The organism is Streptomyces sp. NPDC059853 (assembly GCF_042731495.1).
Lineage (GTDB): Bacteria > Actinomycetota > Actinomycetes > Streptomycetales > Streptomycetaceae > Streptomyces.
On the sequence record NZ_JBHWJL010000069.1, the window covers coordinates 5,750 to 16,030 of the forward strand.

Annotated in this window: 10 protein-coding genes; 6 read left to right on the forward strand and 4 right to left on the reverse strand. The window is 74.0% G+C overall.

The annotated features are described in order from the left end of the window. Positions 1–584, reverse strand: a 584-nt coding sequence (locus ACFV5N_RS10470; RefSeq protein ID WP_385596838.1) for an MFS transporter, incomplete at its 3' end; no start/stop codon positions are given. A 138-nt stretch (positions 585–722) separates the two neighbouring features. Between ACFV5N_RS10470 and ACFV5N_RS10475 the strand changes: the two genes are divergently transcribed. Beyond that, on the forward strand, positions 723–1,205 hold the full coding sequence (locus tag ACFV5N_RS10475) for a MarR family winged helix-turn-helix transcriptional regulator (RefSeq protein ID WP_385596840.1): 483 nt from the start codon (positions 723–725) through the stop codon (positions 1,203–1,205). A 169-nt stretch (positions 1,206–1,374) separates the two neighbouring features. On the opposite strand, the gene ACFV5N_RS10480 is transcribed toward ACFV5N_RS10475, so the two are convergent. Beyond that, entirely contained in the window at positions 1,375–2,664 is a 1,290-nt protein-coding gene (locus ACFV5N_RS10480; RefSeq protein WP_385596843.1) for an MFS transporter, read from the reverse strand. Positions 2,665–2,811: 147 nt separating this feature from the next. On the opposite strand from ACFV5N_RS10480, the gene ACFV5N_RS10485 reads away from it, so the two are divergent. Continuing rightward, entirely contained in the window at positions 2,812–3,204 is a 393-nt protein-coding gene (locus tag ACFV5N_RS10485; RefSeq protein WP_385596845.1) for a VOC family protein, read from the forward strand. Here ACFV5N_RS10485 and ACFV5N_RS10490 read toward each other — a convergent pair. After that, entirely contained in the window at positions 3,197–3,874 is a 678-nt protein-coding gene (locus ACFV5N_RS10490; protein WP_385596848.1) for a helix-turn-helix domain-containing protein, read from the reverse strand. The genes ACFV5N_RS10485 and ACFV5N_RS10490 overlap by 8 nt on opposite strands. A gap of 100 nt (positions 3,875–3,974) precedes the next feature. Here ACFV5N_RS10490 and ACFV5N_RS10495 point away from each other — a divergent pair, with 100 nt between their 5' ends. The 3 genes from ACFV5N_RS10495 to ACFV5N_RS10505 all read left to right on the forward strand — a co-directional run bounded on the left by ACFV5N_RS10495 (position 3,975) and on the right by ACFV5N_RS10505 (position 5,738). Next, positions 3,975–4,724: an SDR family NAD(P)-dependent oxidoreductase gene (locus tag ACFV5N_RS10495; RefSeq protein ID WP_385596851.1), complete on the forward strand. Its 750-nt coding sequence runs from the start codon at positions 3,975–3,977 to the stop codon at positions 4,722–4,724. Positions 4,725–4,947: 223 nt separating this feature from the next. Continuing rightward, a complete protein-coding gene (locus ACFV5N_RS10500; protein ID WP_385596854.1) occupies positions 4,948–5,343 on the forward strand; it encodes a MerR family transcriptional regulator in 396 nt (131 codons plus the stop codon). A gap of 5 nt (positions 5,344–5,348) precedes the next feature. Further along, entirely contained in the window at positions 5,349–5,738 is a 390-nt protein-coding gene (locus tag ACFV5N_RS10505; RefSeq protein ID WP_385596857.1) for a thioredoxin family protein, read from the forward strand. On the opposite strand, the gene dnaB is transcribed toward ACFV5N_RS10505, so the two are convergent. Continuing rightward, positions 5,702–8,377, reverse strand: coding sequence for a replicative DNA helicase (gene dnaB / locus ACFV5N_RS10510; RefSeq protein ID WP_385596860.1), 2,676 nt, complete (start codon positions 8,375–8,377; stop codon positions 5,702–5,704). The two genes, ACFV5N_RS10505 and dnaB, sit on opposite strands and share 37 nt — an antisense overlap. 400 nt (positions 8,378–8,777) lie before the next feature. Here dnaB and ACFV5N_RS10515 point away from each other — a divergent pair, with 400 nt between their 5' ends. After that, positions 8,778–10,112 (forward strand): MATE family efflux transporter, encoded by a 1,335-nt coding sequence (locus tag ACFV5N_RS10515; protein ID WP_385596862.1) that lies wholly within the window; start codon positions 8,778–8,780, stop codon positions 10,110–10,112. Positions 10,113–10,281: the final 169 nt, after the last annotated feature.

Consider the following 10,281-nt stretch of genomic DNA (forward strand, 5'->3'; position numbering starts at 1 on the left):
GTCCGGGGCGGCGCGGCGGCGCCGGTGTCCGGGGTCCTGGCGCCGTGCGGCACCAGAGCGGCCACGCCGGCGAGGGCGAGGACGCCGATTCCGGCGATCACCGCGAAGGTGGCCCGCCAGCTGACCTGCTGCCCGAGCCAGGTACCCAGCGGGACGCCGACCACGTTGGCGACCGTGAGCCCGGTGAACATCACGGAGATGGCCCCGGCCCGCCGGTGCGGCGCCACCAGGGAGGCTGCCACGATCGCACCGATGCCGAAGAACGCACCGTGCGCGAGAGAGGCGACGATCCGCCCGGCCAGCATCACGGCGAAGACGGGCGCGGCGGCGGACAGCGCGTTGCCCGCGATGAACAGCCCCATCAGGGCCATCAGCATCCGTTTGCGCGAGATCCGCGCCCCGGCGACGGCCAGCACCGGCGCCCCGACCACCACGCCCAGCGCGTAGCCGGTGGCGAGGTGTCCCGCGGTCGGGATGGACACCCCGAAGGTGCCGGCGACCTCGGGCAGCAGCCCCATGATCACGAATTCGGTGGCCCCGATGCCGAAGGCACCGATGGCCAGGGCGAGCAGTGCGAGCGGCATGGACGGCCTCCTCGGATTACTTGCACACAGGTCTTACCCGCCTGGACAATAATTGCACGCGCTGGATATATGCAAACGCCGTCTATTGCGGGCCTGCGCTAACCTGGGAACCGCAACAGCAGCGGAAGGAGAGGCACGATGACGCGCCCCGACCAGACCCTGAGCCAGCGCTGGTGCGCCCTCTCCGCCCTGCACGGGCGCATCGAGACCACCGTCGAACGCGCCCTCCAGGCCGCCCACGGGCTGAGCGTGCGGGAGTACTCCGTCCTCAACGTGCTCGTCCAGCAGCACGACGGCACCGGCGGCCACTTCCGGATGAACGAGCTGGCCGAGGCCGTCGTCCTCAGCCAGAGCGCCACCACCCGGCTGGTCAACCGCCTGGAGGACCGGGGCCTGCTCACCCGCTACCTGTGCGCGGACGACCGCCGGGGCATCTACACGGACGTCACCGACACCGGCCGCGCCCTGCTGGAACAGGCCCGGCCCACCAACGACGCCGCCCTCGACCGCGCCCTGACCGAGGCCGGAACCCACCCCGAACTGGCCCCCCTGGTCGACGCCCTGCGCACCCCGGCCGACCCGGTGGCCGGCGTACCGGCCGACGCCCCGTCCAAGGCATAACGCGCCGCCCGGCCCCACCCGCCCCGGCGCCGACGTACCGGCCCGGCACCCGTCCGCGCCCCGGCAGCGCGGCCCCACCGGAACCGGTGCGGCACGGCGGCCCGGCCCTCAGCCGACCGCGGCGCCCGGGCGGAACCCGCCCCGGATCAGCGCCGTGCCGCCGCGCTGCCTAGCCCGGCGCCCCCGGGCGGCGGACCGTGCGGAACGGCTCCGACGCCAGGGCGCAGGCGGCCGTGCCCGCCACCACCAGGGCGCAGCCGGCCAGCACCGCCGCCACCGGTATGTGCTCCGCCGCCGCGCCCAGCAGCGGGTTCATCGTCAGCAGCGCACCGCTCTGCACCATCGTCACGATCGCCTGCACCCGGGAGAGATGGGACGGCGGCGCCGCCGTCAGCAGCAACGGCGCCACATGCGCGCCGAACAGCCCGTTCCCCGCCCCCACGCCCAGCGCGGCGGCCACCACCACGCCCGGCACCGGCGCCACCGCGAGCGCCGCCATCGACCCCGCGGCCACCAGCAGCCCCACCGCCGCCGCGATCCCCGGCCGTCCGGCACCGCCGCGCCACAGCACCACCAGGGACACCGCCACGATCCCCAGCGCCTGCGACCCGACGACCACCCCCGCCAACTCCGCGCTCCACCCGCGCTCCCGCGCGAGCAACGGCACCAGCAGGGACACCACCGGCAGCAGACACCCCGCCGCCACCGCCGTCACGGCCAGCGACACCCGCAGCAGCCGGGTCCGCCATGCCAGCCGCAGCCCGTCCCCGATGTCCCGCCCCACCGAGCCGCCCGAGGGCGCGGGCCGCTCCCCCGCGAACCGGCGCCGTATCCCCACCAGCACCACGAGCATCAACGAGAACGTCCCCACCTGCAGGAGCGCCACCCCGCTCAGCCCGGCCCGGGCCATCAGCACCCCGCCCAGCGCGCCGCCCGCGAACATCGTCAGCTGCACCCCCGTCTGCCGCAGCGCGATCGCCCGGGGCAGCACCGCCGCGCCCACCAGCCGCCGCGGCATCGATCCCGAGGCCGGCAGAGAGAACGCGTCCACCACCCCGATCAGCAACCCGGCCACCAGCAGCAGCCACAGCGGAGCCCCGAACCGCCAAGCCGCGACCGCGGTCCCGAGGGACACCACCACCATGGCGAGGTCCCCCGCCACCATCACCCGCCAGGGACCCACCCGGTCCCCCACCGCGCCCCCGACCAGCAGCAGGGCGAAACGCGGCAGATTGACGGCCGTCAGCACCAGCCCCGCCGCCAGGCCACCGTGCGCCGACGCCGACCACCCCAGCGCGAACCACATCACGCTGGTGCCCAGCATCGACACCAGCGCCCCGGCAAGCCACAGCCGGAACACCCCGGGCAGCCGCTCGCGGCCCGCCGCGCCGCCGGGCCCGGGAGGGGAGACGGACGGAGCGGAGGTGGCGGGGGCAGCGGAGTCGGGGGATGCGGTCATGCCTGAGACCGTAGAACCGGGCACTGACAGCCGCGGAAAGTTATCCACAACCGCCCGCTTTCTGTGGACAATACGACCGGCCGCGCCCGCCCCACCCCGTCCGTTTCCTTCAAGACCCCCGCCCCGCCGGCCGCCTAACCTGCCCGCATGGCACCACGCTTCGACCTCATCGGACTGATCACCGGCGACCTCGCCGCCTCCCTCGCCTTCTACCGGCGCCTCGGCCTCGACATCCCCGACACCGCCCCGGACACCCCGCACGTCGAGGCCCGGCTCCCCGGCGGGCTGCGCCTCGCCTGGGACACCGTCGCCACCATCACCTCGTTCCAGCCCGACTGGACCCCGCCCCGCGGCGGCCACCGCATCGCCATCGCCTTCCGCTGCGACGACCCGGCCGAGGTCGACCGCCTCTACGCCGACCTCACCGCAGCCGGCCACCCCGGCGCCAACCCGCCCTGGGACGCACCCTGGGGCCAGCGCTACGCCGTCGTCCTGGACCCGGACGGCAACCACGTGGACCTCTTCGCACCCCTCAGCTGACCGGCCCGCCCACCGCCGGCAGCGCCGACAACCGCACCCCGGCCAGGTCCTTCACCTCACGCGAGAGATGGGCCTGGTCGGCGTACCCCGCCCGCACCGCCACCTCGGCCGCGGGCACCCCGGCCCGCGCCCAGCCCAGCGCCCGCCGCATCCGCAGCACCCGCGCCAGCGTCTTCGGCCCGTACCCGAACGCCTCATGACAGCGCCTGCGCAACTGCCGTTCGCTCAGCGCCAGCTCCCGCGCCACCTCCGCCACCGGACACCCCCGCCCCAGCGCCCGCGCCGCCCACGCCCGCCACGGCTCCGGCGGCCCCACCGCCGCCACCCGGCGCGCCGCCACCCGGGCCAGCACCGCACCCGGATCCCCCGCACCGGCCACCCGCTCCGCCAGCTCCCGCACCGCCCGCTCCGGCCACACCTCCCCCAACGGCACCAGGCGATCCCTCAGCTCCCACGCCGGCACCCCGAACACCACCGGCCCCCGCCCCGGCGCGAACCGCAGCCCCGTCGCCCGCCCCGACGCCACCCCCGGATCCACCCACCGCCCCCGGGTGTCGGGGCCCGCCACCAGCAGCCCGGCGCGCTCCGACCAGATCAGATCCATGCAGCCGTCGGGCAGCACAAGACCCGAAGCCGCCCCGGCGCTCCACACCTCCTGCTCGCGGTACACCGCGCCACTGTGACACACCCCCACCCGCCCCCGGCCGCCCCCGACATCCCGGCCGCACGACTCCCTCCCCCACGACCGCGCCCGCACTACAGTGCCGCCCATGGCAACCCTCCAGGGAAAGACCGCCGTCGTCACCGGCGGCTCACGCGGTATCGGCCGGGCCGTCGTGGAACGCCTCGCCCGGGACGGCGCCCGGGTCGTCTTCAACTACGCCCACAGCGAGACCGCCGCCGCCGAAACCGTGGCCGCCGTCGAACGCTCCGGCGCCCCGGGCAGCGCCTACGGCATCCGCCTCGACCTCACCGCCCCGCACGCCGCCGAAGCCCTCCTCGACCAGGCCGCCCAGCGCCACAGCACCCCCGACATCATCGTCAACAACGCCGCGCTCTCCCCCGCCCCCACCCCGCTCGCCGAGACCGACGACGCCACCTTCGAGGCGACCCTGGCCGTCAACACCACCGCCGTCTTCCACACCCTGCGCCACGCCGCCCGCCACATGCCCGACGGCGGACGGATCATCAGCGTCTCCACCCTCAACACCCTCCGCCCCGTCCCCCACATCGCCCCCTACGCCGCCAGCAAAGCCGCCCTCGAACTCCTCACCGCCGTCGCCGCCCAGGAACTCGGCCCCCGCGGAATCACCGTCAACACCGTCTCCCCGGGCGCCACCGACACCGACATGCTGCGCGCCGCCAACCCGCCCGAGGCCCTGGACCACGTCATCACCCTCACCCCGCTGCGGCGCCTGGGCACCCCCGCCGACGTCGCCGACGTCATCGCCTTCCTCGCCGGACCCGACGGCCGCTGGATCACCGGCCAGAACATCCGCGCCACCGGCGGACTCACCTGACCCCCGCCCACCCCCGCGGCCCCACCCCACCCGTCCGCCGCAACCCGTCCGCGATCGCCTCCGGACCGCCGCCACCTCGCAGTTCCTCCCACGCCCACTTGCGTGCAACGACGGAGAGAACCCGGCCGGCCGCACGAACGTCGCTGGGCTTTCGACCGGCCTGAAGGTCAACCCGGCCCACGTCCTTGCCCTGACCCCGGCGTCAAGGTCTAGCGTCGCCGCCATGCGCATCAGCGAACTCGCCGCACGAGCGGGGGTCAGCACCCGCACCCTGCGGTACTACGAATCCCGCGGGCTGCTCCCGGCCCGCCGGTCCGGCAACGGCTACCGGGTGTACGGGGACGCCGACCTGCGGCTGGTGGAACAGATCCGCGTCCTCCAGGACTTCGGTTTCGGCCTGGAGGAGACCCGCCCGTTCCTCGACTGCCTGCGCGCCGGGCACTCCAGCGGCGACGACTGCCCCGCCTCGCTCGCGGTGTACCGCGCCAAGCTCGCCGAACTCGACGCGCTCCTCGACCGGCTGCGCGACGTACGCGAGCAGCTGGGCGCCCAGCTGCTGCGGGCCGAGGCCCAGCAGCGGCCGACCGGGCCCGAACCCCGATGCCACCTGAGAGGCTGACCACGATGCACACCCCGGGCGTACCCGACATCACGGACGACACCTTCGCGGCGGAGGTCCTGGCGGCCGACCGGCCGGTGCTGGTGAAGTTCACCGCCGACTGGTGCCCGCCCTGCCACCAGCTGGGCCCGGTGCTCGGCGCGATCGCCGCGGAACGGGCGGACCGGCTCACCGTCGTCCAGCTGGACGCCGACCACCACCCGGCCACCCCCGCGGCCTACGGGGTGCTCTCCTTGCCGACCCTGATCCTCTTCGACGCCGGAGAACCCGTACTGCGGCTGGTCGGCAGCCGGTCACAGCAGCGGCTGCTCCAGGAGATCGACGCCGCGTGGGAGGCGCACCGGGAGGGCGGCGCCGCTCAGAAGCCGCCCTCCATGTTGACGAAGCGCGAGTAGTGCCCCTGGAAGGCGACCGTGATCGTGGCGGTGGGACCGTTACGGTGCTTGGCCACGATCAGGTCCGCCTCGCCGGCCCGGGGGGACTCCTTCTCGTAGGCGTCCTCCCGGTGCAGCAGGATCACCATGTCGGCGTCCTGTTCGATGGAACCCGATTCGCGCAGGTCGGAGACCATCGGCTTCTTGTCGGTGCGCTGCTCGGGGCCACGGTTGAGCTGGGAGAGCGCGATCACCGGCACCTCCAGCTCCTTGGCCAGCAGCTTCAGGTTCCGGGACATCTCCGAGACCTCCTGCTGCCGGCTCTCCGGGCGGCGGCTGCCGCCCGACTGCATCAGCTGGAGGTAGTCGATGACGACCAGCCGCAGATCGTTGCGCTGCTTGAGCCGCCGGCACTTGGCGCGGATCTCCATCATCGACAGGTTCGGCGAGTCGTCGATGTACAGCGGCGCGTCGTTGACCTCCGTCATCTGGCGCGCCACCCGCGTCCAGTCCTCGTCGGTCATGCTGCCGGAGCGCATGTGGTGGAGCGCCACCCGCGCTTCGGCGGACAGCAGACGCATGGCGATCTCGTTGCGCCCCATCTCCAGCGAGAAGATGACGCTGGGCAGCTTGTGCTTGATGGAGCAGGCCCGGGCGAAGTCCAGAGCGAGTGTCGAGTTGTGCGTGGGCACCATGGAGCGGGTGGCCAGGTACAGATGGTCGGGGTTGTCGACCTGGACGCAGCGAACCGGCACGCTCGGGATCTCGCGGACGCCGGTGATCACCCGCTGCCGCAGCTTGGCCGTCCCCGGGCGCCTGCGCTCCTCGTGCACGCGCCGCTTGCGCTTCAGGGCGAACACGTCGTCGGCCGGGGTGAAGGTGATGACGTACGCGGTGGACGAGCGCTCCGAACGCCCGCGCACCGGCTTCCTCGCCATGCCGCAGCGGTAACCGAGCCCCACGACCAGTTCCCGGAAGCCTTCGGCCAGGGCCCTGTTGGTGACGGCGAACTGGACGGAGCCGGTGGTCGTCACCGTGCCGTCCGTGTCCAGCAGCCCGGCCAGAAGTTCCCTGCGCTGGGCCACGGAGGCCCGCAGGTACTCCTGCGGGATGTGCTTGTTCCCCAGGACGCCCAGTTCCCTCAGCCGGACGAGGAGACTGCCGTGGCTCCTGGAGCAGGAGGAGCAGCGCGGCACGGACGAGGCGGAGAAGCAGATCTCGCCGCAGTCGGCGCACGCCGTGTGGGGCCGGGGCGGGGAAACGAAGCGCGCCTTGCCGCCACAGGACCGTCCGCAGGTCCGCACATGGGCGAGCCGGGGCACGAAGGACGTGCCGCACACCACACACGGCCGCGCGGCGGGCCGTGGATCGGCGGCGGGGACCGCGTACCGGACGGCGTAGGTGACCGATGTCCCCACCCTGCGTACCTCGAAGCCGGCGTCGGCGACGCGCTCGATGACCTCCGGGTCCACCGAGGTGATCCGGGCCGCCCCGCTGTGCCCATCGCCGAGCCAGGCGCCCAGGACGTACGGGGGGACGGGCAGGTCTCGGCGGGGGAGGTCGAGCGGGGCCGCGTTCCGCACCGTGTGGTTGTGGCGGCCGTCGGCCGTGGCGCAGTACAGCGTCTCGGCGATCTCCTTGGTGGTTCTGACGGCCGCGGGGGTCCGCTCGGACCTGCGCGAGGCACGGGTGTCCGTGAGCCACTGGTGGTCGGCGTCGGCGACGACCGTGGTGCCGTCGTCGAAGGTCACCTCGTAGCAGGGCCGTCCCGTCAGTACGTCGGTCGCCTCCACCACCCGGGTCGGCTTGCCGGCGGCGTCGAGCAGCAGGTCGCCGGGGCGGACCTCGCCCATGGTGGTCCAGCCGGACGGGGTGGGCAGCGGTGTGTCGAGGGCGAGGGCCTTGCCCATGGCCGGGCGGGCGGCGATGACGATCATCTGGCCGGGGTGCAGGCCGTTGGTGAGGGCGTCCAGGTCGGTGAAGCCGGTGGGGACGCCGGTCATCTCGCCGCTGCGGGCGCCGATCGCCTCGATCTCGTCGAGGGCGCCCTCCATGATGTCGCTGAGCGGCAGGTAGTCCTCGGAAGTGCGCTGCTCGGTGACCTGGTACACCTCGGCCTGCGCCGTGTTGACGATGTCGTCCACGTCGCCGTCCGCCGCGTACCCCATCTGGGTGATGCGGGTGCCGGCCTGGACCAGGCGGCGCAGGACCGCCTTGTCGTGGACGATCTCGGCGTAGTACAGCGCGTTGGCCGCGGTGGGCACCATCTGCACGATCGAGTGCACGTAGCCGGCGCCGCCGACCTTGGCGAGTTCGCCGCGCTTGGTCAGTTCGTTGGCGACGGTGATGGGGTCGGCGGGCTCGCCCCTGGCGTAGAGGTCGAGGATCGCGGCGTAGATGGTCTCGTGGGCGGGCTTGTAGAAGTCCGCGCCGCGCAGGGTCTCGACCACGTCGGCGATGGCGTCCTTGGACAGCAGCATGCCGCCGAGGACGGACTGTTCGGCGCGGACGTCCTGCGGGGGGACCCGCTCGAAGCCGGCGGGGGGCGGTTCGTCGTCCGGCCCCTGGCGCGAGCCGCCGCGGGCCTGGGGCACCTGTGGGGGGCCCTCCCCGGGTGCCGCGTCGTCCCAGGGGGGTTCCCCCTGCTCGTACTCGGCCATCGAACCCCGCCTCCTCCCGGACCTTGTGCGCGGCACGGATCCGTATCGTCCGCGCCCGGCGCGGACCTACGCTACGGCAGTCGGGCGCCGCCGCGGACAGCCGGGGGAGGGGTGGAGCGGACAAGTTATCCACAGGCTATGTGGATTTCAGATCGCATCCTGTGGATAAGACGGGACTCGCTGTGGACAAGGCGTTGCGGGGTCCGGGTGACGCCCGTTCATGATCCACTTCGCACCCGCTCCGACCTGGGCTTTCACCCTCCGCACACCCGCGATGACGAGAACGCTCGTTCACTCGCCGGGCTCACGACAACGACCGCAGACCATCACACCGCAAGGGGATCGAGGTAAGGATCACAAATCCATTGCGTCTATTACCTGTGGATGTTTGGATCTCCTCGTGTCCTCGCAGAGCACCGCCACCCACCGCCGCCACGACCGCGAGATTCTCACCCTCGCCCTCCCCGCCTTCGGCGCCCTCGTCGCCGAGCCGCTCTTCCTCCTCGCCGACAGCGCCATGGTCGGCCATCTCGGCACCTCCCAGCTGGCCGGCCTCGGCATCGCCGCCGCCCTGCTCACCACCGCCGTCAACGTCTTCGTCTTCCTCGCCTACGCCACCACCGGCGCCGTCGCCCGCCGCGTCGGCGCAGGCGACCTGCCCGCGGCCCTCCGCCAGGGCGTCCACGGCATCTGGCTCGCCGTCCTCCTCGGCCTGGCCGTCGTCCTGCTCGGCCTCCCCACCGCCGCCGCCCTCATCGACGCCTTCGGCGCCTCCCCCACCGCCGCCCCGCACGCCACCACTTATCTGCGGATCAGCATCCTCGGCATCCCCGCCATGCTCATCGTGCTCGCCGCCACCGGCGTGCTGCGCGGCCTCCAGGACACCCGCACCCCGCTCTACGTCGCCATCGGCGGCTTCACCGCCAACATCGCGCTCAACGGCCTGTTCATCTACGGACTCGGCTGGGGCATCGCCGGATCCGCCTGGGGCACGGTCATCGCCCAGTACGGCATGGCCGCCGTCTATCTGCGCACCGTCCTGCGCGGCGCCCGCCGCCACGCCGTCTCCCTGCGCCCCGACCCGGCCGGCATCCGGGCCGGCGCCAGGGCCGGCGCCCCGCTCCTGGTCCGCACCCTCTCGCTGCGCGCCATCTCCCTGCTCGCCACCCTCGTCGCCACCCGCCTCGGCGACGCCGATGTGGCCGCCCACCAGATCGCGCTCACCATCTGGATGCTGCTCGCCTTCGCCCTGGACGCCATCGCCATCGCGGGCCAGGCCATCATCGGCCGCTACCTCGGCGCGGGCGACGCCGCCGGGGCCCGGGCGATCTGCCGCCGCATGGTCGGCTGGGGCATCGTCTCCGGCCTGGTCCTCGGCGCCCTGGTCGCCGTCGCCGGCCCGCTCACCATGCCGCTGTTCACCGGCGACACCGACGTGCACGACCGGCTGCTGCCCGTCCTGCTCATCATCGCCGTCACCCAGCCGCTGTCCGGCGTCGTCTTCGTCCTGGACGGCGTCCTGATGGGGGCCGGAGACGGCCCGTACCTGGCCGCCGCCATGCTGCTCACCCTCGCCGTCTTCGCCCCCGCCGCCCTGCTGGTCCCCACCCTGGGCGGCGGGGTCACCACCCTGTGGTGGGCGATGGCCGGGCTCATGATGGCCACCCGGCTGGTCACCCTCGCGCTGCGCGCCCGCACCGGCCGCTGGCTGGTCACCGGCGCCGAGCGCGCCTGACCCGCACCGGCCGCCCGCGCCCCCGCGCCGCGTCCGCCCTCCGACGCGAAACGGCGCCGGGCCCCCCCCCCCCCGCGGGGGGGGGACCCGGGCCGCGCCCCCCGGGTGGGGGCCCCGCGGGGGCCCCCGGGGCGGTCGAGGGCCCCCCCGCGGCGGGGGGACCCACCCT